The 23,097-nt window shown below is 74.9% G+C and carries 16 protein-coding genes; 12 read left to right on the top strand and 4 right to left on the bottom strand.

The window, feature by feature from the left end; genetic code table 11:
• The first annotated feature begins 22 nt into the window (after window positions 1–22).
• Window positions 23–847 (top strand): DUF5926 family protein, encoded by an 825-nt coding sequence (locus NXY84_RS20055; protein ID WP_258724782.1) that lies wholly within the window; start codon window positions 23–25, stop codon window positions 845–847.
• A gap of 403 nt (window positions 848–1,250) precedes the next feature.
• Window positions 1,251–1,991 carry a glycosyltransferase family 2 protein gene (locus NXY84_RS20050; protein ID WP_258727286.1) on the top strand — a complete coding sequence of 247 codons (741 nt, stop codon included), beginning with the start codon at window positions 1,251–1,253 and terminating at the stop codon, window positions 1,989–1,991.
• On the opposite strand, the gene NXY84_RS20045 is transcribed toward NXY84_RS20050, so the two are convergent.
• On the bottom strand, window positions 1,954–4,563 hold the full coding sequence (locus NXY84_RS20045; RefSeq protein ID WP_258724781.1) for a hypothetical protein: 2,610 nt from the start codon (window positions 4,561–4,563) through the stop codon (window positions 1,954–1,956). The two genes, NXY84_RS20050 and NXY84_RS20045, sit on opposite strands and share 38 nt — an antisense overlap.
• 178 nt (window positions 4,564–4,741) lie before the next feature.
• Between NXY84_RS20045 and pheA the strand changes: the two genes are divergently transcribed.
• Window positions 4,742–5,710, top strand: coding sequence for a prephenate dehydratase (gene pheA / locus NXY84_RS20040; RefSeq protein WP_258724780.1), 969 nt, complete (start codon window positions 4,742–4,744; stop codon window positions 5,708–5,710).
• A gap of 66 nt (window positions 5,711–5,776) precedes the next feature.
• Here pheA and NXY84_RS20035 read toward each other — a convergent pair whose 3' ends face one another.
• Entirely contained in the window at window positions 5,777–6,964 is a 1,188-nt protein-coding gene (locus NXY84_RS20035) for a diacylglycerol/lipid kinase family protein (protein ID WP_258724779.1), read from the bottom strand.
• Between the two features lie 154 nt (window positions 6,965–7,118).
• Here NXY84_RS20035 and serS point away from each other — a divergent pair, with 154 nt between their 5' ends.
• From serS to NXY84_RS20000, 7 genes are all read left to right on the top strand, one after another.
• On the top strand, window positions 7,119–8,393 hold the full coding sequence (serS, locus tag NXY84_RS20030; RefSeq protein WP_258724778.1) for a serine--tRNA ligase: 1,275 nt from the start codon (window positions 7,119–7,121) through the stop codon (window positions 8,391–8,393).
• Window positions 8,390–9,202: an HAD family hydrolase gene (locus NXY84_RS20025; RefSeq protein WP_258724777.1), complete on the top strand. Its 813-nt coding sequence runs from the start codon at window positions 8,390–8,392 to the stop codon at window positions 9,200–9,202. Before serS ends, NXY84_RS20025 begins: the two co-directional genes overlap by 4 nt.
• A 38-nt stretch (window positions 9,203–9,240) precedes the next feature.
• The gene (locus NXY84_RS20020) at window positions 9,241–10,269 is read left to right on the top strand and encodes a LacI family DNA-binding transcriptional regulator (protein WP_258724776.1); all 1,029 of its coding nucleotides are present in this window, start codon (window positions 9,241–9,243) and stop codon (window positions 10,267–10,269) included.
• A gap of 216 nt (window positions 10,270–10,485) precedes the next feature.
• Window positions 10,486–11,862 carry an ABC transporter substrate-binding protein gene (locus NXY84_RS20015; RefSeq protein ID WP_258724775.1) on the top strand — a complete coding sequence of 459 codons (1,377 nt, stop codon included), beginning with the start codon at window positions 10,486–10,488 and terminating at the stop codon, window positions 11,860–11,862.
• 146 nt (window positions 11,863–12,008) lie between these two features.
• Window positions 12,009–13,019 carry a carbohydrate ABC transporter permease gene (locus tag NXY84_RS20010; RefSeq protein ID WP_258724774.1) on the top strand — a complete coding sequence of 337 codons (1,011 nt, stop codon included), beginning with the start codon at window positions 12,009–12,011 and terminating at the stop codon, window positions 13,017–13,019.
• On the top strand, window positions 13,016–13,963 hold the full coding sequence (locus NXY84_RS20005; protein ID WP_258724773.1) for a carbohydrate ABC transporter permease: 948 nt from the start codon (window positions 13,016–13,018) through the stop codon (window positions 13,961–13,963). Before NXY84_RS20010 ends, NXY84_RS20005 begins: the two co-directional genes overlap by 4 nt.
• A 142-nt stretch (window positions 13,964–14,105) precedes the next feature.
• The gene (locus NXY84_RS20000; RefSeq protein ID WP_258724772.1) at window positions 14,106–15,116 is read left to right on the top strand and encodes an EamA family transporter; all 1,011 of its coding nucleotides are present in this window, start codon (window positions 14,106–14,108) and stop codon (window positions 15,114–15,116) included.
• A gap of 59 nt (window positions 15,117–15,175) precedes the next feature.
• Here NXY84_RS20000 and NXY84_RS19995 read toward each other — a convergent pair whose 3' ends face one another.
• Window positions 15,176–15,877: a bacterial proteasome activator family protein gene (locus NXY84_RS19995; RefSeq protein WP_258724771.1), complete on the bottom strand. Its 702-nt coding sequence runs from the start codon at window positions 15,875–15,877 to the stop codon at window positions 15,176–15,178.
• Window positions 15,878–15,942: 65 nt separating this feature from the next.
• Between NXY84_RS19995 and NXY84_RS19990 the strand changes: the two genes are divergently transcribed.
• On the top strand, window positions 15,943–17,178 hold the full coding sequence (locus tag NXY84_RS19990) for an AGE family epimerase/isomerase (RefSeq protein WP_258724770.1): 1,236 nt from the start codon (window positions 15,943–15,945) through the stop codon (window positions 17,176–17,178).
• Window positions 17,179–17,256: 78 nt separating this feature from the next.
• Here the strand turns inward: NXY84_RS19990 and NXY84_RS19985 are convergent, their stop codons facing one another.
• Complete coding sequence (locus NXY84_RS19985; protein ID WP_309485026.1) at window positions 17,257–18,249, bottom strand: NAD(P)H-quinone oxidoreductase; 993 nt, start codon at window positions 18,247–18,249, stop codon at window positions 17,257–17,259.
• 181 nt (window positions 18,250–18,430) lie between these two features.
• On the opposite strand from NXY84_RS19985, the gene NXY84_RS19980 reads away from it, so the two are divergent.
• The gene (locus NXY84_RS19980; RefSeq protein WP_258724768.1) at window positions 18,431–23,071 is read left to right on the top strand and encodes a nitrate- and nitrite sensing domain-containing protein; all 4,641 of its coding nucleotides are present in this window, start codon (window positions 18,431–18,433) and stop codon (window positions 23,069–23,071) included.
• Window positions 23,072–23,097: the final 26 nt, after the last annotated feature.

Raw genomic sequence — 23,097 nt, 5'->3', positions numbered from 1 at the left:
CGCGCGTCGGTAGGCTCGCGCCATGGCCTCTGCATCTGTCCCGTTCGTGCTGCGCCCGTTCGAGGGGCTCCCCGGTGAGCCCGACTGGGTCGCGCTGAAGGAGGTCGTCCCCGCGGCGACCGCGACCGCCCGCACGACCGCCGAGCACGGCTCGCGCGAGGTGCTCGTCACGACCGTCCTGCCGATGGGCTGGCCCGCGCTGCACCGCGCCGACGGCGTCATCCTGCTCGCGCTGCAGACGACGAGCGGCTCGGGCGACGCGAGCCGCGACCTCGCCGCGCACCTGCTCGCCGCGATCGAGGTCGAGCCCGGCACCGCGGTCCAGCCCGGCGGGCTGCCCGGCCCCGGCCCGCGCCTGCAGGACGTGCTCGACCTGGGCGTCCCGTTCGAGGTCACCGTCCAGCCGAGCTTCTCCTACTGGCTCGCGCCGGACACCGAGATGACGACCGACCTCCAGGGCGCGATCGAGGAGGCCGACGCCGGGATCGTCGAGACGGTCCGGCTCACGTCGGTCGACTCGGCGTACTGGGCGCGCCTCGGCTCGCGCGAGTTCCTGCGCTGGGCCCAGCCGCACGACGAGCAGCAGGTCCTCGACGCGCTCGCCCGCCTGCACGCGCGCCGCGAGTCCGGGTTCGACGACGCGAAGTTCGTCGGCTACTTCCGCTCGAGCGGGCTCGTCGTGCCCGTCTGGGAGCTCGCGCGCGGCACGGAGGCCGAGGAGCTCGAGAAGCCCGTCGCCGAGTTCGCGCCCCGCTTCGAGGCCGCGCTCGCGGACACCGCGCCGCTCGACGCGAACGCGCGCCGCGCCCGCGCCGGGCTCGTCGCCCGCCAGGTCACGCTGCGCTGACCAGCACGTCCGCACCTCGGCGTGTGCCGCCCGGCCGTCCGCCCGCCCCGCGCGGGTGATTCGGCGGCGCGGGCGGCACACCCCTCGGTGGCTCGCTAGGCTGGCGCCCGTGACCGGGACGCGCGGGGAAGCCAATGACGACGAGGCGCCCGTGACGACCCTCCACGGCACCGGGTCCGGCTCGGCCGGGGTCGCCGGTGACCTGCCGCGCGGCGGCCCGACGAGGACCGCGACCCGGCCCGTCGCGAGGTCCGCCGGTTCGGCGGGCGGCACCGGCGCGGCGCGCACCTCCTCCGACGGCGAGCCGTCCCGGAGCGCGGCCCCCCGCGGCCCCCGGACGGGCGAACCGCTCACGAGCCCCACCACCAAGGTCCCCGGGGCGCGCTCGCGCCAGCGGGTCGCGGTGGTCATCCCCGCCAAGGACGAGGCCCGCCGCATCGCCGCGACCGTCCGCTCGGCGCGCGCGATCCCGCACGTCGACCTCGTGCTCGTCGTCGACGACGGCTCCGAGGACAACACCCAGCACGTCGCGCGCGAGGCCGGCGCGGTCGTCGTGCGCCACTCGCACAACCGGGGCAAGGCCGCCGCGATGGAGACCGGGGCCGCCGTCGTCGCGATGCGCGACGCCCCGGACCGCCCGCCGCGCCTCCTGCTCTTCATCGACGGCGACCTCGGGGACACCGCGGTCAACACGGCGCCGCTCGTGCCGCCGGTGCTCGAGCGCTCGGCCGACTTCTCGATCGCTCTCCTGCCGCCCCAGCCGGGTGCGGGCGGGCGCGGCATCGTCGTCGGTGCCGCGCGCCGGGCGATCGCGGCCATGACGGGCTGGACGCCGACGCAGCCCCTGTCCGGGATGCGCTGCCTCACGCGCGAGGCGTTCGAGGCCGCGACGCCCCTCGCGCGCGGGTGGGGCGTCGAGACGGGCATGACGATCGACCTGCTGCGGCAGGGCTTCGTCGCGGTCGAGGTCCCGTGCGACCTGCGGCACCGCCCGTCGGGCACCGACCTCAAGGGCCAGCTCCACCGGGCCGCGCAGTACCGCGACGTCCAGCTCGCCGTGAACGCGCGCCGCGTGCGCCGGGCCGCGGGCGCGGTTCGCTCGACCGTCAACCCCGGGCCGCGGCCCCCTCGGACGCACCGCTGAGGTCGTCCGGGCCGTCGCCGGCCCGGCTCGTGGCCGCCGGTGCGACGACCGCGGGCGCGCCGGCCGGCGCCTCCGCCGGCTCGGGCGCCCCTGGCGACAGCGTGAGCATCCAGCTCGCGCACGCCGCCACGAGCAGCGGCACCGCGAGCGCCCCGCCCATCGCCGGGATGAGCACGCCCGAGTCGTTGAGCGCGAAGCCGATCCCGAGCGTCACGGCGAGCGCGACGAGCCCGGGCCGCAGCATCGGGGCGTCGGTCCCGAGCCGGGTCAGCGGCGCGCCCGACGACAGCCAGCCGTAGGCGCCGCCGTCCGGTGCCCCGACCGCGGTGCGCACGGGGCGGCCGAGCACGAGCAGCAGCAGCAGGAGCCCGCCGGCGGCGAGCAGCGTGAGCTCGCTCCCGACGAGGTTGTCGAGGTTCTGCTCCAGCTTGCGGGTCACGACGGGCAGCAGCCCGCCGTCGAGCACGGTCGCGACGAACCGGCCGAGGTGCGTGCGGTCGTCGGCGGGGCGCAGCCAGTCGAGCACCGCGAACGACGTGACGGTGAGCGCGCCGGCGCCGAGCACGGCGAGCGAGCGCCACCAGGTCAGCCGCACCCCGGCCGCGAGGAGCGCGAGGACCGCGAACCCGGGCACGAGCGCGGGCGGGCCGCCGAAGTCCGCCCCGATGCTGGGCAGGCCGTCGAGCACGGTCGCCACGACGCCGACCACGGCGACGAGCGCGGCGGCGAGGCGGCGGCGCCCCCGTGCGACGAGCGGGTTCGTGATCGCGACGGTCAGCAGGATGCTCGCGGCGGCGAACAGCGAGAACGCGGTGTTGTTGAACCCGTAGAACCGGCCCGCGACCTGCGGCAGGACACCCATCGGGGCGGCGAGCTGCAGCCGCGCGCCCGTCGCGACGTCGACCGTGAGGACCAGCGCGGTGACCGCGGAGACGACCCCGAGCGGCCCGAGCGGCCAGCGGCCCCAGCGCGGCAGCAGGGCGAGCGCGGTGAGCACCGCGATCCACGCGACGACGAGCGCGGCGAGCGCGTAGGACGGGGTGCTCGCGCGCCACCACGGCGTCAGGTTCGCGAGGAACGTCGCGACCGGGTACGTGGCGACCGCGACGCCCGCGAGGCGCAGCTGGCGCAGGACCGCGGCGGGGCGGGTCGTCGCGGCGACGAGCCGGCGGCCGCGGCCCGGCCAGCGCCGGGCGACGGTGCGGCGCAGCCAGTCGAGCACGCGCCCGTTGAGCCCGACGGACACGAGCGCGTAGAGCACGAGGTTGATGCCGACGAGCACGAGGTACACCTGGCCCGTGAGCGGCTGCGTCGCGAGCGCGTGGCGGTTGGCGTCGATCAGCGCGGCGACGCGCTCGCTCGCGAGCGTGAGCCCGCCGGCGGTGAGGATCGGCGCTCCGACGACCACGCCGCTCGGGGCGACGTCCCGCAGCCCGAGCCCGGTGAGCAGCGTCGGCGTCACGTCGGTCGTCTGCACGTACCCGGGCTGACGGGTCGAGCCCGAGACCAGGAACGCGTCGGCGTAGCGGCCGTCGCCCGTCACGACGGGGCCGGTCGCCGCGGCGAGCTGCAGCGTCGCCCTGCGCCGGGAGTCCGCGAGCGAGACGACGAGCACGGTCGCGTCGGTGCGGGAGTCGTCGACCGCGTCGAGCACCGCGCGCACACGGGCGTCGATCGCCTGCGCCTGCTCCCCGCGGGTGGGCTCGGTCACGGCGTCGGTGCCGTGCACCTCGTCGAGCGACGGGTCCACGCTCTGGCCGTCGACCCCGTCGAGGCCGTCGAGCGCGGGGTCGCTCGCGGGCCGGGGCCGCGTCGCGTAGCCGGGGTCGCGCACCGACCCGACGTCCACGACGAGCAGGTCCGCGGTCGCCAGCGCGTCCTCGGCACGGCGCTCGAGGTCGTCCGGGTCGACGGGGGAGGCGAGGTGCTCGCCGACGGGCACGCCGTCGGACCCCGCGAGCGCGATCGCCGCGCCGGGCCCGATGCCGACGGCCCGTGCCCCGCCCTTCACCAGCGTGTCGCCGAGCATCCCGAGCCGCGCGTCGTACGACTCGAGCTCGGCCGACTCCACGTAGTCCGCCCAGCCGGGCACCGCGGAGCCCGGCAGGGGCTCGCGCAGCCGCCGGCACGTGCCGTCCTCGACGAGCAGGTCGCCGGCGCGGTTGCCCGCGGACACCGCGAGCCAGCCGTCCGCGGGGCACGCGGACGTGCGGATGCTGCGCACCGCGACCGTCCCGACGGCGCCCTCGCGCGAGAGCGTCCACAGCGCGGGCGTCGTGAGCGAGCCGAGGTCGTCCCAGCGCAGCCCGGTCGTCCCGACGAGGACGACCGGGGGCGCGTCCTCCCTGACCGCGGCGGCTGCGTCGTCGCGCACGGCGGTGGGTGCGCCCTCCCGGGCGACGGTGGGTGCACCGGCGGCGGCGAGGCCGAGCGCCGGTGCCGCCGCCAGCGCCGGGGCCGCGACCAGCAGCCCGGCCAGGACCCCGGTGACGGCCCGGCCGACCGCCCGGGTCAGGACGGCGCGCGGCGCACGCGCCGGCACGGCCGGGCGCGCGGGGTGGGGGAGGGGCACCGGTCCAGCCTACGGTCGCACTAGGCTCGTCGGGCCGGTGGCCCTGCCGTCGTGCCGCGACCGCCCGGGACGTCCACGACCACCGCCGCACGCGTGCACAGGACGTCCACGCCCGCTCCGCACGCGCGGGCGTCCACCGGTGGCCCGACCGACTGCCGAGCACCACGGAGGACCTCGCATGGCCGCCCTGCGCTACGCCTATCTCGGCCCTGCCGGGACGTTCACCGAGGCCGCGCTGCGTCAGGTCGTGAGCCCCGACGAGGCGCAGTACCTCCCGCAGGCGGACGTGGTGTCGGCGATCGAGGCGGTGCGGACGGGGGCCGCGGACCGCGCGGTCGTCGCGATCGAGAGCACCGCCGAGGGCGGCGTGACGGCGACGCTCGACGCGCTCGCGGTCGGCACGCCGCTCGTGCTGCTGCGCGAGGTGCTCGTCCCCGTCGGGTTCACGCTCGCCGCCGGGCCGGGCGTCACGCTCGACCAGGTGCACCGGCTGAGCGCGCACCCGCACGCGTGGGCGCTGTGCCGGCGCTGGCTCGCGGAGAACCTCCCCGACGTGGTGCACGTGCCCGCGACGTCGAACACCGCCCCGGCGTCGCTCGTCGCCGAGCAGGTCGCGACCGGGCGTCCCGTCAGCGGCCCGGACGGCCCCGGGTTCGACGCCGCGCTCGTCCCGCCGCCCGCGGTCCAGCACTACGGCCTGCAGACGCTCGCCGCGGACGTCGCCGACCACGACAACGCCGTGACGCGCTTCGTCGTGATCGGCCGCCCGGGCGAGGTCCCGCCGCCGACGGGCGCCGACAAGACGACCATCGTCGTGCACCTGCCGAGCAACGAGGCCGGTGCGCTGCTCACGATGCTCGAGCAGCTCGCGGTGCGCGGCGTGAACCTCTCGCGCATCGAGTCCCGCCCGATCGGCGACGAGCTCGGCCGCTACTCGTTCTCGATGGACGCCGAGGGGCACATCGCGGAGGAGCGCATGGGCGAGGCGCTCATGGGGCTGCACCGGGTGTGCCCGCACGTGCGGTACCTCGGCTCGTACCCCCGCGCCGACGGTGTCCCGGCGGACGTCCACACCGGCACCGCCGACGCGGACTTCCGCGACGCGCGCGGCTGGCTCGCGACGCTCCGGCGCGGCGAGGTCGTCTGACCCTCGGGCGGTCCCGGCCGGGTCAGGACGCGGTGGGTGGCCCGGCGAGGGCCCGCCCGCGGACGGTCAGAGGCTCGGCACCCGCACCACGAGCGCGCCCTTGTCGACGCGCGCGGTGAGCTCGAGCGCGCGCCCCACGAGGTCGCCGTCGACCTGGACGTGCTCGCCGCCCGAGACGCGCACGCGGATCTTGCGGGCCCGCGCGTGGTCGATGCGCCCGATCTTGTTGGGCAGGTCGGTCTTGACGCCGACGCCCTGCAGCGCGACCTCGCCGAGCAGCTGCGCCCAGCCGGCGACGCCGCCGCGCGTGTCGATCGCGGCGATGTCGAGCCAGCCGTCGTCGAGCACCGCGTCGGGCAGCAGCGTGATGCCGCCGGGCAGCTTGCCGCAGTTGCCGATGAGCAGGCTGCGCAGCCGCACCGGGGTCGGCTGGTGGTCGTCGAGCCGCACCATCGTGCGCAGGCGCCGACCGTGCAGGTGCTTGATGCCGGACACGAAGTACGCCATCCAGCCGACGCGCGCCTTGAGGGTGTCGTCGGTGTCGGCGACCATCGCGGCGTCGAACCCGACGCCGGCGATCACGAGGAAGATGTGGTCCTGGTCGGCCGGCGCCTCGGGGGTCGTCTCCGAGGTCGTGTCGATCGGCTCGTGCATCGGGGTCCCGGGCGGGGCCGGCGGGCCCTCGACGCCCTCGCCCTCGGGCGCGAACTTCGTGATCCGCAGCCAGCCGACGTCGATCGTCTTGTCCTGGCCCGCGAGCGCGATCCGCAGCGCCTCGGGGACGTCGGCCACGGGGATGTCGAGGTTGCGCGCGAGCAGGTTCCCGGTGCCCGACGGCAGCAGCGCCATCGGCACCCCGGTGCCGACGAGCCCCTCGGCGACCGCGCGGACGGTGCCGTCGCCGCCGACGGCCACGACGACCTTCGCGCCCTGCTCGACGGCCTCGCGCGTCTGGCCGACGCCCGGGTCCTCGACGCTCGTCTCGATCCACAGCGGCTCGGGGTGGCCGCGCTCGGTGACGGCGCGCAGGACGCCGTCGCGCAGGTCGGCGACGTCGGGCTTCGACGGGTTCGCGACGAACGCCACGAGCGGGTGCCGCACGTCTGCCGCGTCGGCGACCTCGCGGGTCTCGGCGCGTGCGGTGTCGACGGTCGCCTGCATGTCGCGCTGACGACCGCGCAGCGACAGACCGAGCCCGAGCGAGACCGTCGCGATCAGTGCGGCCGCGAGCGCGAGCCAGCCCTCCCATGTCATGCGGTCAACCTAGGGGCAGGTGCGCCGGCGCGCGCGCGGCGGCGCACCATCGAGGCGCAGGTCACCTCCTCGGGCTGCGGACGGGCCCCGTCACCCGGCGACCCGTCCGTTATGCCCGTGACGCAGTCGTCGGACCTCTCGATACGCTCGGACGGTGATCGACCTTCGACTCCTGCGGGAGGACCCCGAGCTCGTCCGTGCCAGCCAGCGTGCGCGCGGCGACGACCCCGACCTCGTCGACCGGGTGCTCGAGACGGACTCCCGGCGCCGCTCGGCCCTCACGGAGTTCGAGCAGCTGCGCGCCGAGCAGAAGCAGCACGGCAAGAAGGTCGCGGCCGCGAAGAGCGACGAGAAGGCGGAGCTGCTCGCGCACGGCAAGGCGCTCTCGGAGCGCGTCAAGGCGCTCCAGGCCGAGGCCGACGAGGCGGAGCGCGTCGCCACCGACCTCGCGCGCAGCATCGGCAACGTGATCGAGGACGGCGTCCCGCCCGGCGGCGAGGACGACTACGTGGTGCTGCGCCACGAGGGGACCCCGCGGGACTTCGCCGCCGAGGGCTTCACGCCGCGCGACCACCTCGACCTCGGCGAGCGGCTCGCGGCGATCGACACCGAGCGCGGCGCCAAGGTCTCGGGGGCCCGGTTCTACTACCTCACGGGCATCGGGGCGCGGCTCGAGCTCGCGCTGCTCAACGCGGCCGTGGACCTCGCGCTCGGCGCCGGGTTCACGCCCGTCATCACCCCGACGCTGGTCAAGCCCGAGGTCATGGCCGGCACCGGCTTCCTCGGCGCGCACGCCGACGAGGTCTACCGGCTCGAGGCCGACGACCTGTACCTCGTGGGCACGAGCGAGGTCGCGCTCGCCGGGTACCACGCGGGCGAGATCCTCGACCTGACGGGCGGCCCCAAGCGCTACGCGGGCTGGTCGGCGTGCTACCGCCGCGAGGCCGGGTCGTACGGCAAGGACACCCGCGGCATCATCCGCGTGCACCAGTTCCACAAGGTCGAGGCGTTCAGCTGGACCACCGTCGAGGACGCCGCCGACGAGCACCGGCGCATCCTCGGCTGGGAGGAGCAGATGCTCCAGCTCGCCGAGCTGCCGTACCGGGTCATCGACACCGCGGCGGGCGACCTCGGGTCGAGCGCGGCCCGCAAGTTCGACTGCGAGGCGTGGCTGCCGACGCAGGAGCGCTACCTCGAGCTCACGTCGACCTCGAACTGCACGACGTTCCAGGCCCGGCGCCTGGGCGTCCGCGAGCGCACCGCGACCGGCGAGCTCCGGCCCGTGGCGACGCTCAACGGCACGCTCGCGACGACCCGCTGGATCGTCGCCATCCTGGAGAACCACCAGCAGGCCGACGGGTCGGTGCGCGTGCCCGAGGGCCTGCGTCCGTACCTCGGCGGCCTCGAGACCCTGGAGCCGGTGCGATGAGCCACACCCGCAGCGTGGCGAGCAGCCTCGTCGCCCTCGACGTCGACGGGACCCTCATGTCCTACGCGGGCGTCATCTCGCCCGAGGTGCGCGGGGCCGTGCACGCGCTGCGGGACGCGGGCGCCCACGTGGTGCTCGCGACCGGGCGCTCGGCGATCTCGGCCGTGCCCGTCGCGCACGACCTCGGCCTCGACACCGGCTGGGTGATCGCGTCGAACGGCGCCGTCACGCTGCGGCTCGACCCGTCGCTCGACCCCGGGTACGAGGTGACCGAGGTCATCCGCTTCGACCCGGAACCCGTGCTGCGGGTGCTCCGGCTCGAGATGCCGGACGCGCTCTACGCGGTCGAGGACGTCGGGACGGGCTTCCGGGTCAGCGCGCCGTTCCCGACCGACGAGCTCCAGGGCGAGCACCGCGTCGTGTCGTTCGAGGAGCTGTGCAGCGAGCCGGTGACCCGCGTCGTCATGCGCGACCCCAACGGGACGCCGCAGGAGTTCCACGCGCTCGTCGAGCGCGTCGGCCTGCACGAGGTGTCCTACGCGGTGGGCTGGTCGGCGTGGCTCGACCTGTCGCCGGGCGGGGTGTCGAAGGGCACGGCGCTCGAGGAGCTGCGGCGCGCGCTCGCCGTCGAGCCGTTCGCGACGGTCGCGATCGGGGACGGCAACAACGACGTCGAGATGCTGCGGTGGGCCGCGCGCGGGGTCGCGATGGGCCACGCCGCTGAGCCCGTGCGGGCCGCCGCCGACGAGGTGACCGGCACGATCGACGACGACGGCGCGCTCGAGGTGCTGCGGAGCCTGCTCGTCTGACGAGCCGTCGTACGCCCGCGGGGTGGACAATCCCTGACATGGCGCACGGCATCGAGGACGTGGCCCGGGTCGCCGGGGTCTCCACGGCGACCGTGTCGCGCGCGCTGCGCGGGATCCCGGGCGTCGCCCCCTCGACGCGCGACCACGTGCTCGCCGTCGCCCACGAGCTCGGGTACGTCGCCTCGCCGACGGCCGCGAGCCTCGCGACCGGGCGCACCCGCACCGTCGGGATCATCTCGCCGTGGGTCAACCACTGGTTCCACGCCGAGGTCATCGAGGGCGCCGAGCAGGCGCTGCGCGAGCACGGGTACGACGCGCTGCTGCACACGTTCGACATGGAGCGCGAGCGGCCGCGGCGCCGGCTCGACCCGGGGGCGCTGCGCCGCCGGGTCGACGGTGTGATCGTCGTCGGCGGCCCGCTCGTGCCCGACGAGGTGCGCGTCGTCGAGGACCTCGGGGTGCCGGTCGTGTTCGTCGGCTCGGGTGCGCCGGGGCACGTGGTCGTGCGGCTCGACGACGCGCGCACGGCCCGGGTCGCGACGCAGCACCTGCTCGAGCTGGGCCACCGGGTCGTCGGGCACGTCACGGGCGCGGTGGTCGACGACGGCCCCGCGGCGCCGTCGTGGTGGCGGCGCGTCGGGTGGAGCGGGGCGCTCGCGGACGCGGGGCTCGCGGCCGACCCGGACCTCGAGGTCGACGGGCGCTACGACGTCGACGGCGGCCGCGCGTCGACCCACGTCCTGCTGGACCGGCGGCCGGACGTCACCGGGGTGTTCGCGGCGTCCGACGAGATGGCGATGGGCGTCGTGCTCGCGGCGCGCGACCGCGGGCTGCGCGTGCCGGAGGACCTCTCGGTGGTGGGCGTCGACGGGCACGCGCTCGGGGAGCTCGTCGGCCTCACGACCATGGTGCAGCCCGCGGTGCGGCAGGGCGGGGCGGCGGCCCGGGTGCTGCTCGACCGGGTGTCGGGCGAGCCGCTGCCGCCCGGGGACGTCGTGTTCGGCACGGAGCTGCTCGTGCGCTCGTCGACCACCGTGCCGCGTGTCGAGGTTCTCGCCGGTCGGTGAGGTCGAGTGCTGGCCGGTGAGAGGAGGGTGAGCACCCTGCGGGCGGCCGGTGCCCGCGGGCGACTCGTCCCGTTCGTGACGTAATCGTGACCCGCTGAACTGCGGTTTCGGCTTGCGGCAACGGAATGTAAACGCTTGCATCGTCAGCAAGGTCGCGGCGCCGAGGACGCACTGTCGGTGCGGGTCGCCTGCGACGCACAACGACGTGGAGGTCAGATGAACGGCATGCGCAGGCGCCGCGGGACCGCGGCAGTGGCAGCGGGGGCGGGACTCACCCTCCTCCTGGCAGCGTGCTCGGGCGGCGGCGACGGCGGTGGCGGTGACGCCGAGGAGACCGCGAGCGAGACCGACTGCAGCGCGTTCGAGGAGTACGGCGACCTGTCGGGCAAGACCGTCTCGGTCTACACCTCGATCGTGGACCCCGAGTCCGAGGAGCAGATCAACTCCTACCAGCCGTTCGTCGACTGCACCGGCGTCGAGATCGACTACGAAGGGTCGCGCGAGTTCGAGGCGCAGCTCCCCGTGCGTCTGACCGCCGGCAACCCGCCGGACATCGCGTACGTCCCGCAGCCCGGGTTCCTGAAGTCGCTCGTCGCAGACTTCCCGGACCAGGTCAAGCCCGCTCCCGAGCCCGTGGTGGAGAACGCCAACGAGTTCTACACGGAGGAGTGGGTCAACTACGGGACGGTCGACGGCACGCTCTACGCGACGCCGCTCGGCTCGAACGTGAAGTCGTTCGTCTGGTACTCGCCGATGGCGTTCGAGGACGCGGGCTACGAGATCCCCACGACGTGGGACGAGCTCATGGAGCTGAGCCAGCAGATCGTCGACGACGGCAACGGCATCCCGTGGTGCGCCGGCATCGAGTCCGGCGACGCGACCGGCTGGCCGGCCACCGACTGGCTCGAGGACGTCGTGCTCCGCACCGCGGGCCCCGACGTCTACGACCAGTGGGTCAACCACGAGATCCCGTTCAACGACCCGCAGATCGTCGAGGCGCTCGGCACGGTCGGCGACATCCTGAAGAACGACGAGTTCGTCAACGGCGGCCTCGGCAACGTCCAGTCCATCGCGACCGCGGCATGGAACGAGTCCGGCAACGGCATCCCCGACGGCACGTGCTGGATGCACCGCGCGGCGAACTTCTACCAGGCCAACTGGGACGAGTCGCTCGAGGTCGCCGAGGACGGCGACGTCTACGCGTTCTACCTCCCGGGTGCGACCGAGGACGACAAGCCGCTGCTCGGCGCCGGTGAGTTCGTGACGGCGTTCAGCGACCGTCCCGAGGTTGTCGCGTTCCAGTCGTACCTGTCGAGCCCCGAGTGGGCCAACGCCAAGGCCGAGGTCACCGGTCAGGGCTGGATCTCCGCGAACAACGGGCTCGACCCCGAGCTCATCAAGTCTCCGATCGACCAGCTCGCGTTCGACCTCCTCACGGACGAGGAGTACACGTTCCGCTTCGACGGCTCGGACCTCATGCCGGGCGCCGTGGGCACCGGGTCGTTCTGGACCGAGATGACGGCATGGGTCGCGAACGACAAGTCCGACGAGGACGTGCTCGACGCGATCGAGGCCTCCTGGCCCACGTCGTGACCGTCGCCTCCTAGGTCCGCCCGGGCCCGGGAGGCCACGCACCAGGCCGCGGCGGGCGTCCCCCACCAGGGGCGCTCGCCGCGGCCCGTCACGTACCCGGTGGCGCCGCCGCCGGTGGCCGGCCAGAGAAGTCGTGGAGGTGGAGCATGGTGCAGTTCTCGCCCGTCACCGAGTGGTTGACGCAGGCGGACGACGTCGGGCACAAGTTCGCCCTGATGTTCGTCGCGGTCGCGCTGTTCGTGATCGTCATGGGGGCGATCCTCCTCGCGGTCGACCGGCCCAAGCGGGTGCCGCCGTGGGTCGTGCCCGTCGCGTTCCTCGGGCCCACGATCCTGGGTCTCGGCTTCGGCCTCGTCTACCCGGGGCTGCGGACCATCTGGGCCTCGCTGTTCGACCGCACCGGCGAGAACTTCGTCGGCCTCGACAACTACGCGACCGCGTTCGGCGAGGAGGCCTTCCAGGTCGTCCTGCGGAACACCCTGATGTGGGTGATCCTCGTCCCGATCGTCGCGACGTTCGTCGGACTCGTGTACGCGGTCCTCGTCGACCGGACGCGCTTCGAGTACCTCGCGAAGACCCTCGTGTTCCTCCCCATGGCGATCTCGATGGTCGGCGCGTCGATCATCTGGAAGTTCGTCTACGAGTACCGCCCCGACCAGCCGAACGTGAACCAGATCGGCCTGCTCAACCAGCTGCTCGTCTGGATCGGCCTCGAGCCCCAGCAGTTCCTGCTCAACCCGCCCGTGAACACGCTGTTCCTCATCGCGGTCATGATCTGGATCCAGGCCGGGTTCGCGATGACCGTGCTGTCCGCAGCGATCAAGGCCATCCCCGACGACATCGTCGAGGCCGCACGGCTCGACGGCCTGCACGGCATCGGCATGTTCCGGCACATCACCGTCCCGAGCATCCGCCCGGCGCTCGTCGTCGTCGTCACGACGATCGCGATGGGCACGCTCAAGGTGTTCGACATCGTCCGGACGATGACCGGCGGAAACTTCGGCACCTCGGTCGTCGCCAACGAGTTCTACACGCAGAGCTTCCGGATCCGCGAGATCGGGCTCGGCGCCGCGCTCGCCGTCATCCTGTTCGTGCTGGTCATCCCGCTGGTCGTCTACAACGTCCGTCAGCTCCGACTCTCCGAGGACATCCGATGAGCACAGGGATCCCGAGCATCGAGCTCGTCAGCGGCGCCGAGCAGGCGGTCAAGGACCGGGAGCCGGGGCGGCTGTCCCGGTTGGAACGGCGTGCGGCCAAGGCGAAGGGGAAGATCAGCTCGCCGTGGGCCTCGACGCTGGCGATCATCATCGCGATCGCGTGGACCGTCCCGACGTTCGGGCTGCTGCTCACGTCGTTCCGGCCCCGCATGGAGATCCGCCGCACGGGCTGGTGGACGTTCCCCGCCAACCCCGCCGTGACCCTCGAGAACTACACCGACGTGCTGTTCGGCAGCTCGACCGCGTTCTCGACGTTCTTCGTGAACTCGCTCGTCATCACGATCCCCGCCGTGATCATCCCGATCTCGCTCGCGCTGCTCGCCGCGTACGCGTTCGCGTGGATCGACTTCAAGGGCCGCAACATCCTGTTCGTCGCGGTGTTCGCGCTCCAGGTCATCCCCATCCAGGTCACGCTCATCCCGCTGCTCACGCAGTACGTGGACTGGGGCCTGGCGGGCTCGTTCTGGACGATCTGGCTCTCGCACTCGATCTTCGCGCTGCCGCTCGCGATCTTCCTGCTGCACAACTTCATGAAGGACATCCCGCCGTCGCTGGTTGAGGCCGCGCGCGTCGACGGCGCCGGGCACGTGAAGATCTTCTTCCAGGTGCTCATGCCGCTCCTCACCCCGGCGATCGCCTCGTTCGCGATCTTCCAGTTCCTCTGGGTGTGGAACGACCTGCTCGTCGCGCTGACCTTCGCGGGCGGCTCGACGAACGTCGCGCCGCTCACGGTCCGCGTCGCCGAGCTCGCCGGCACGCGCGGGGCGCAGTGGCACATCCTCTCGGCCGGCGCGTTCGTGTCGATGGTGGTGCCGCTGATCGTGTTCCTCGCGCTCCAGCGGTTCTTCGTGCGCGGGCTGCTCGCGGGGTCCGTCAAGGGCTGACCCGCGGGGCACCCGCGCCGCGCACGACAGCACCGACCGCCCGTCCCGGTTCGCGGGGCGGGCGGTCGGCGCGTCTGCTCGTACGCTGCTCGGGGCGCCCGCGCACGCGGCCGGGTGCCCGTCCGACGACCGGGGGAGACGCATGGGGGCCGACGTGCGCGCCGGCCGGACCGTCCCCGCACCGGTGCTGTTCCTCGGGTCCGGCCTCACGCAGTACCTCGGCGCGGCCCTCGCGGTCGGGCTCTTCGCGGTGCTCACCGCCCCGACCGTCGCGTGGCTGCGCATCGCGGTCTCGGCGCTCGTGCTCCTCGCGTGGCGGCGGCCGTGGCGCTTCCGGTGGACCCGCGCGGACCTGCTCGCGTCCGCGCTGTTCGGCGCGGTGCTCGCCGCGATGAATGTCGCCTTCTACGTCGCGATCGAGGTGCTCCCGCTCGGCACCGCCGTCGCCGTCGAGTTCGCCGGCCCCGTCGCGGTCGCCGCGCTGACCGGGCGCAGCGTGCGCGAGCGCGTCGCGATCGCCGTCGCCGCCGCGGGCGTGGTGCTGCTCGCCGGCGTCAGCCTCGACGCCGGGCCGGACGCCGGGCGAGGGCTGGTCGCGATCGGCGTCTCGGCCGTGTGCTGGGCGGGCTACATCCTGCTCGGGCGGCGCGTGGCGCACGGACGCGCCGAGGGCGACGCGGGTGCCGGGGCCGCGGGGGTGCCCGACGCGGGTGCCGGGCGTGCGGGCGGTGGGGTGCGTGACGACGCGGTGCCCGACGACGCGGGCCGTGCCGGTCAGGCGTCCGGCGGGGCGACGCCCGCGGCGGGCGCGCGCCCCGACGGCGTCTCGTCGCTCGCCGTGGCGATGACCGTGGGCGCGCTCGTCTTCGCGCCGTTCCTCGCGGCGCCCGCCGCACCCGTGCTGCGCGACCCGCACCTGCTCCTGCTCGTCGCCGGCATCGCGGTGTTCTCGTCGGTCGTGCCCTACGCGATCGAGCAGGTCGTGCTGCGCCGGGTGACCGCCGCGACGTTCGCGGTGCTGCTCGCGATGCTCCCGGCGACGGCGGCCGTCACGGGCGTCGTCGTCCTGCGCCAGCTCCCGACGTGGGGAGAGGTCGCCGGGCTCGCGCTCGTCTCGGTCGCGATCGTGCTCACGGCCCGCCGCACCGGCTGACGCACGGGCCCGCGGCCCACCCGGCGCCTCCGGGGACCGACCGCCCCGGCTCGACCTCCCTACAAGTACTGCCCGGGCCGCTGCCGCGGGTCGGCCGGCTCGCCGCCGGGCGCACCGTGCGCGGGCCCGCCGAGCCCGCCCGGTACCCCGGCCCCGGGCGGCAGCGCGCGGCGCATCTGCGTGAGCTGCGCCTGCGCCGCCATCTGCTGCGCGACCAGCGCCGTCTGGATCCCGTGGAACAGTCCCTCGAGCCACCCCACGAGCTGTGCCTGCGCGATCCGCAGCTCGGCGTCGCTCGGCGAGCGGTCCTCCGAGAACGGCAGCGTGATCCGGTGCAGCTCGTCGAGCAGCTCGGGGGACAGGCCCTCCTCGAGCTCGCGCAGCGACCGCTCGTGCACCTCCGCGAGCCGCGCGCGGGCGGCGTCGTCGAGCGGTGCGCTGCGCACCTCGTCGAGCAGCTGCTTGATCATCGTCCCGATCCGCATGACCTTGGCGGGCTGCCCCACCATCGTCGCCGGGTCCTCGCCGCCCGGGCCGTCCGCGTCGGCGCCGTCGTCGTGCGGCGCCGCGTCCGCGCGGTGCTCCGCCGGTGCGACGGGTCGGCCGTCCGGCCCCACCACGACGACGCGCGGACCGTGCCGCCCGTCGACCGGCAGCGCGTGCGCGGTCGGCTCGGTGGCGGGCGCGTCGGTCCCCGGCTCGGCGGGCGTCCGCCCGGCGGGGGAGTCAGGGGCGTGCTCGTCGTTCGTGTGCTCGCTCATCGGAGCATTCTCGTCGCACCGGGCCCGCACCGCAGGCGGTCGGGGGCCTGGATAGGCTGGCGCGCATGACGTGGCTCGCGACCCCTGCCCATGCCCGCTGGCTCGAGCAGGAGACGGACCGCCTGCTGGCCTTCGGCGGACCGTCCGCGGTCCCGGGGCGCGGGTTCGCGCGGCTCGACGAGCAGGGTGCGCCGGTCGACGGCCCCGCGGAGCTGTGGATCACCTGCCGCATGACCCACGTGTACTCGCTCGGCGTGCTGCTGGGCCGCCCGGGCTCGGGCGCGCTCGTCGACCACGGGCTCGCGGCGCTCGACGGGCTGTTCCGCGACCCGGAGCACGGCGGCTGGTTCGCCGAGGTCGGCCCCGACGGCCCGCTCGACGCGGACAAGGCCGCCTACCCGCACGCGTTCGTCGTGCTCGCGACGTCGAGCGCGACCGCCGCGGGGCGGCCCGGCGCACGGGCGCTGCTGGACGAGGCGCTCGCGGTCTCGGAGCGGCACTTCTGGGACGACGAGGCGGGGATGGCCGTCGAGAGCTGGGACCGCACGTTCACCGACCTCGACGCGTACCGCGGCGTCAACGCGAACATGCACACCGTCGAGGCGTACCTCGCGGCGGCCGACGTGACCGGGCACCGCGTGTGGCTCGACCGGGCGGTCCGGGTCGTCGAGCGGGTGGTGCACGGGTACGCGCGCGAGAACCACTGGCGGATCCCCGAGCACTTCGACTCCGGGTGGCAGCCCGACCTCGAGTACAACGCCGACACCCCGGCGCACCCGTTCCGCCCGTACGGCGCGACGATCGGCCACTGGCTCGAGTGGGCGCGGCTCACCCTGCACGCGCGCGCCGCGCTCACGGCCCGCGGCGACGTCGCTCCCGGCTGGATGCTCGACGACGCGGTCGCGCTGTTCGACGCGTCGGTCGCCGAGGGCTGGGACGTCGACGGCGCACCGGGCTTCGTCTACACCGTCGACTGGGTGGGCGCACCCGTCGTGCGCGAGCGCATGCACTGGGTCGTCGCCGAGGGGATCGCCGCGGCGGCCGCGCTGCACGCCGCGACGGGCGACGAGCGGTTCGACACCTGGTACCGGACGTGGTGGGACTACGCGGAGCTGTTCCTGCTCGACCGCGCGGGCGGGTCGTGGTGGCACGAGCTCGGGACGGACAACCAGGTCTCGCGCACGGTGTGGGAGGGCAAGGCCGACCTCTACCACGCGGTGCAGGCGACGCTGATCCCGCGCCTCCCGCTCACGCCCGTGCTGGCCCCGGCGCTCGCGGCGGGTGCGCTCGACCTGACCTGAGCCCTCGACGCGCGCGGCCCCGAGCGGCGGTGCCCGCAGCCCACGGCGGAGCGCGACGCCCCGCCGGAGCCCGGGCCGTCAGGTCGTCAGCAGCACCTTCCCGAAGACCTCGCCCGAGTCGAGCAGGCGGTGCGCGTCGGCGGCGCGTTCGAGCGGGAGCCGGGCGTGCACGACCGGCCGGACGCGCCCGTCGGCGAGCATCGGCCACACGTGCTCGCGGACGGCGGCCACGAGCGCGGTCTTCTCGGCCGACGGTCGCGAGCGCAGCGTCGTCCCGGCCACGCTGAGCCGCTTCGTGAGCAGCTGCCCGAGGTCGATCTCGGCCCGCCGGCCGCGCTGCAGCCCGATGACGACGAGCCGCCCGTCGGTCGCGAGCGCCCCCAGGTTGTCCGCGAGCGCCCCCGCGCCGAGCACGTCGAGCACCAGATCGACCCCTCGACCCGCCGTCGCGTCCTGCACGACCCGGGTGAAAAGGCCGGCCCGGTGGTCGATCCCCAGGGCCGCACCGAGCTCCTCGCACCGCGCGGCGCGCTCCGGACCCCCCGCGGTGGCCAGGACACGGGCCCCGAGCGCCGCGGCGAGCTGCACCGCGACGGACCCGACCCCGCCCGAGCCGCCCTGCACGAGGACGACCTCGCCCGCCCGGAGCCGGCCGACGTCGACGAGGTTGGACCACGCGGTGCACACCGCCTCCGGCAGGCCGGCCGCGTCGACCAGGTCGGTGCCGTCGGGCACGGGGAGCACGTGACCTGCAGGAACGGTCACGCGCGACGCGTAGCCGCCGCCGGCGAGCAGCGCCGCGACGCGGTCGCCGACCGCCCAGCCGCCCGCCTGCGGGCCTGCGACGCCGTCCCCGAGCGCCGCGACGACGCCCGAGACCTCGAGGCCCGGCCAGTCCGGCGCCCCGGGCGGCGGCGGGTAGCTCCCCGCGCGCTGCAGGAGGTCCGCCCGGTTCACGCCCGCGGCGACCACGTCGAGCAGCAGCTCACCGGGTCCCGGAGCCGGATCGGGCATCTCGTGACACACCAGGACATCCGGCCCGCCCGCTCGGGCGGCGACGACGGCTCGCATGAGCGCCACGTTAGGGGGACCCGGGGCGTACCGCTGCGGGTGAGGTCGTGGCAAACTCTGCGCGGGGCTAATGGTCCACTGTCCAGTAGCCGATGAGAAGCGTGCGGCAACCTCTCCACAGAGCGGTTCCGTCGGGCGTCGTCGGTGCGACGCCCGCGTCGGGTGAAGGAAAGAGGTCGACATGCTGCGCAGGCTTGGCATCCGCGCCAAGGTTCTGGCTGTCCTCGCCGTGCCCATGATCGTGCTGCTCATCGCTGGTGGATACATCTCGTACGGGGCTTTCCGCTCGGCGAAGACCGCTGCCGCTGCTGCCACCGTCGTGGAAGTGCTGGACGCGTACGCCCCCCTCGGGGCGAACCTCCAGACCGAGCGCGCGCTCTCGCTGTCCCCTGCCAGGGACCAGGCCCAGCTGGACGCGGCCCGTGCCGCAACGGACAAGACGCTCGCCGAGCTGAAGCCGCTCACGGCACGCATCGACCAGGACGAGTTCCCGGCCAGCGTGACCGCGGCGTTCGCCGAGTCACAGCTCGCGCACAACGAGATGCTCCCGGCCGTCCGCCGCTCGGTGGACACGGACTCTCAGGCCGCGATCATCAAGCGCAACTACGACCAGATCATCGGCGGGCAGATCCAGCTCGTCGGTCAGGTCGCGGAGACGATGGACAACCGCGAGGTCGCGCAGTACGTCACGGCGTACCACGAGCTCGTGACCCTCGCCGAGAGCCTCGCGAACGAGCTCACGCAGGGTACGGGGCTCATCATCACGCAGGCCTCGTCGCCCGCGGCGGTCCGCAACTTCGACACGCAGACCACGTCGACGGAGCTGGCCCGTGCCAACGCCCGAGTCGCGCTGGCCGCGCTCGGCGACGACATCCGCCTCCCGAGCGAGGACCCGACGTCCGACTTCACGCGCAAGCGGAACCTCCTCACGACCGGCAACGCCGGCTCCGTGACGGCGGTCGACCCCGTCGCGTGGACCGAGGACATCCAGAAGCAGCTCGTCAGCATCAACGACGTGCGTATCGAGATGCTCGCGGAGGGCAAGGCCGAGGCCGACGTCGCCGCCTCGGCGGAGCGCACCGCGGCGATCATCACGATCGTGATCTCGCTGCTCGCCGCAGCCGCGTCCTTCGCCTTCGCGGTCGTCGTCGCCCGAGGCATCACCGTCCCGCTGCGGCGCCTCACGGCCGCGGCCGGTGACGTCCGCGAGCAGCTGCCCAAGCTCGTCGAGCAGGTCGCGGTCCCCGGTGAGGGACCCGGTCTCGAGCTCGTGCAGATCCCGGTCGAGTCGTCCGACGAGGTCGGCCAGCTGGCCGCCGCGTTCAACTCCGTCAACGCGACGACCCTCCAGGTCGCGCAGGAGCAGGCCGCCCTCCGTGGCTCGATCGCGGAGATGTTCATCAACGTCGCCCGTCGTGACCAGGTCCTCCTCAACCGCCAGCTGTCGTTCATCGACTCGCTCGAGCGCTCCGAGGAAGACCCGAACACCCTGGCGAACCTGTTCCGCCTCGACCACCTCGCGACGCGCATGCGACGCAACGCGGAGTCGCTCCTCGTCCTGGCCGGCATCGACTCGGGCCGCCGCGTCCGTGACGCCATGCCGCTCTCGGACGTCATCCGCACCGCCTCGTCGGAGATCGAGCAGTACGACCGCGTGGAGCTCGACCTCACGGTCGACCCGCAGATGCTCGGCTTCAACGCCCTGAGCGCCGCCCACCTGCTCGCCGAGCTCCTCGAGAACGCGACGATCTTCTCCGAGCCGGAGACGCCGGTCGAGGTCAAGACGGGTGTCGTCGGCGAGTTCGTGATCGTGCAGGTCCTCGACCACGGCCTCGGGATGTCCGACGCCGAGCTCGAGTCGGCCAACGAGAAGATCCGCTCGACCTCGGCCAGCGACTCCCTGGGCGCCCAGCGCCTCGGCCTCTTCGTCGTCGGCCGCATCGCCCACCGCCTCGGGGCGGAGGTCACGCTCGCGAAGAGCCCGCGCGGCACCGGCACGGTCACGACCGTCCGGTTCCCGGTGACGCTGTTCACGACGAACGAGACCCCGGTCTTCGGCTCGATGCCCCCGCAGCAGGCCCTGACGCAGGCCCCCGAGCGCCGGATGCCGGTCGCGGAGGAGGCGCCCGTCGTCGAGGCGGTCGACCTGCAGGCGCTGACCGACGGCGAGACGTCGCTCGGCCTGCCCCGCCGGCGCCTGCGTGGCGACGAGGACTCCGCGGAGATCCCCCTGCCGCAGAACCCGGTGCTCCCGCAGCGGTCGCACAAGACGTTCGACGAGAGCAAGATCGTGCTCCCGCAGGCCCAGGCGACGGCCCTGTCGCCCGAGCTCGCCGGGGACAGCTCGGGGTGGACGCCCGCGGTCCAGGCGGCCCCGGTCAAGTCGGGTCTGCCGACCCGTGCCCGTGCCGCGACGCCCGCCTGGGCGCAGCCGGAGGAGGAGGCCACGCCGGCCCCCGCCGCCCCGGCCGCACCCGAGGCACGCGTCGGCCTGTTCTCCGGCTTCCGCACCCGTGGCGACCTGCCCGCGCCGGCTCCGGCCGACCTCCCGGGCGCGCCGCAGCGCGACGAGCAGGCGGACGCCCCGCAGCGTGCGGCGCAGGGCTTCGTCGTCCCGGGCCTCGTGCCCGACGAGGACGAGTCCTCCACCGGCTCGTGGAGCCAGGGCTGGGACGAGCAGCCTGCCGCTGCCGCGTCCACGCCGGCCGCACCCGTGGCCGACGAGACCGAGCAGTGGGCCCCCACGCAGAGCTGGGACGCCCCGGCCGAGCGGCCCGCCGCGCCGGCCGCCGAGGAGTGGGCCCCGGCCGCCTCCTGGGAGCAGGCGCCCGAGCGCACCGAGGAGCCCGCGCCGTGGGCCGCGACGTCGAGCTGGGAGCAGGCTCCCGAGCCGGCGCCGCAGGCCGAGGCGTGGTCCCCGACCCCCGCGTGGGAGGACTCGGCGCCGCTGTCCGGCTCCCCTCGCGTCGAGGACGCCCCGGCCGCGCACGCCCCGGTCGAGCACGTCGAGCAGTCCACCGCCGCCGAGGCGTGGGAGCCGACGCCGGTCGCCGAGCGCACGCGTGAGCCGCGCCACGAGGTCTCGCCCCCGACGGGCGCCTACCCGGAGTTCACCGCGTACAGCGGCTACTCGGGCTGGGCCACGCCGGTCGAGTCCGACCAGCCGGCCCCGCGGTACACCTCGCCCTACACGGCCTCGTACGTCCGGGACGGCTTCGCGCCGATCCTCGACGAGTCGCGGGCCTGGAACGGCGACACCGCCCAGCACGACGCCCCGGCCCCGGCCGAGGAGAGCTGGCACCAGCCCGAGGCCGCGCAGCAGGCGTGGTCCGAGCCGGTCGCCGCGCAGTCGTGGGACGAGCAGCCCGTCGCCGCGCAGTCGTGGGACGAGCAGCCTGCCGCCGCGCAGTCGTGGGACGAGCAGCCTGCCGCCGCGCAGTCGTGGGACGAGCAGCCTGCCGCCGCGCAGTCGTGGGACGCGCAGCCCGTCGCCGAGCAGGCGTGGGAGAGCCCGGAGCCCGCGTCCGCCGACCACGGCTGGACCGCCCCCCCGGCGTTCGAGGAGCCGGCCCAGGTCGACTCGCCGTCGTGGGCGCAGCCCGCGTCGCACATCGCCGAGACCGAGCAGTGGACGGTCCCGGCGCTCGAGGAGGACCCGGCCGTCGAGTCGTGGGCCGCCGCCGAGCCCGAGCCCGAGCCGCTCGCCCAGCGCCGCCCGCGTGGGTCGTCCTTCGTGGACGCCCAGGCCCAGACGGAGCTGTTCACCCCGGTCGAGGCCGAGCTCCTCGCGGAGTCGCACGCCCAGGCCGAGGCACCCGCCGCCGCACCGGCGCCGGTCGCCGCTCCCGCTCCTGAGCGCGCCGCGACCCCGTCGTGGGCCTCGACGCGCCCCGCCGAGCAGGCACCGGCGTTCACGGACCTGGTCAACGGCGACGCCGGCGACGACTCCAAGAAGGGCCGCCGCTGGGGGCTCTTCGGTCGCAAGAAGGACGACGCCCCGACCCCGGGCGCCGGGACCCCGGCCACGCCGTCGCCGTTCGCGGGCGGCTTCCAGCCGACGTCCGAGCCCGCCCCCGCGGCGGGTCTGCGGACCTCGGCCTGGGCCGAGCCCGCCCCGGCGCAGCCTCAGCCGGCTCCGGTCTCGACGTTCGCGCCGCCCGCCCCGCAGGCACCGCCCTCGGCGCCGTTCCCGCAACGCGAGAGCACGCGTCCCACGGGTGGCGGCTGGCAGCCCCCGGCGAGCCCGGCTCCCGAGCCGGCGAACCCGGGCTCCGGTGCCCCGCAGCCGCTGTCGGCCTTCTTCCGGCCGCCGACGGCTGACCGTCCCGCCCCGGCGGCGCCCCCGGCGTCCTGGGCCCCGCCGGAGTGGGCTGCCCGCCCGTCCGGCACCGCGAGCGGCCCCGAGTCCTCGCGCTCTGTTCCCCCGCCGTCAGCGGCACCGCGCATCGGTGCCCTGGACGACGAGGTCGCTGCAATGCTGGCGCTCCGCTCCGACATCCAGGAGCAGGCTCTCTCCGAGCTGAGCCAGCTGTCCGCGTACCGGCCGGCCGCGATGAACGGCTCGACCGGAAGTGCGTCGCTCACCAAGCGCGTACCGAACGCGATCCCGGCTGCACCGCCTCTCGCGGCGCCGGAGTCCGACCGTGGGAACCCCCGGGATGCCGACCAGCTGCGTTCGCGGCTGTCGAGCTTCCAGCAGGGGACGTCACGCGGTCGCCGTGCCGCGGAGGCGCCGGACGATGCATCGGCCGCCTCCACGAGCTCCGAACCGCTGATCGGCTCCGCCGACCAGCACAGCACCCCGCCGTCGCCGACATGGTGACGACACAGCACGCAGTCAACTCCGGC

This window comes from Cellulomonas sp. NS3 (assembly GCF_024757985.1).
GTDB lineage: Bacteria > Actinomycetota > Actinomycetes > Actinomycetales > Cellulomonadaceae > Cellulomonas_A.
This window is presented reverse-complemented; position numbering and strand designations above follow the sequence as displayed.